Here is a 599-nt window from a genome sequence, read left to right on the forward strand (position 1 = left end):
CTTGATCGGGTCACCGCCAGCACCTCTACGCGGCAGCGGTGTGCAGGAACGGGAAGGCCGCCGCTCATCCCGGGCAGCCCGGCGGTCCGGGAACAGCACACCCAGTATCCGAGACCGCTCCGATTCAGGATGCCGACTCAAGACCTCCATGACCGCCCTGTAGACGGCCGGACCCTCGATCACCGGGGAGTCCTCGCCGACCCCTGATAGTGGTCGGCAACCACCCGGGCCATGGCCCCGATCCTGTCCGCCTTCACCTCCCTGGCCGCGAAGAACACATGCCCCCGCACCTCCGGGTACTCCTTGGCGAGAGTCAGATGCCGGGACAGCTCCGCCGGGTCCTGCCACTCCGCAGGCTGTGCCGGGTCACCCGCCTTGTAGAGGGCCTCCCCGATGTAGAGCCGTGTCCCAGACCCCCTCGCAACTTCCGCCCACCAAGGCAGAAGGACGGCATAGTTGGCAGGAACCTGCTGGTCAAGCGGGTGTGCCGACCAATACAGCTGCGGGCAGAAGTTCTGACGCCGCGTCAATCTCCTTCGGAGCTACGACACTTCGAAGATCAGCCCCGTGGCCGTTCGCCCATGCGAGCGCCATCTCGA

The 599-nt window shown here is 66.4% G+C and carries 1 pseudogene; it reads right to left on the bottom strand.

The features are described from left to right. Positions 1-179: 179 nt before the first annotated feature. Positions 180-509: pseudogene (locus ADL01_RS22685) on the bottom strand (hypothetical protein); the annotation flags it as partial. Positions 510-599 lie beyond the last annotated feature (90 nt).

Origin of the sequence: Streptomyces sp. NRRL WC-3618 (assembly GCF_001280005.1) — a bacterium.
GTDB lineage: Bacteria > Actinomycetota > Actinomycetes > Streptomycetales > Streptomycetaceae > Streptomyces.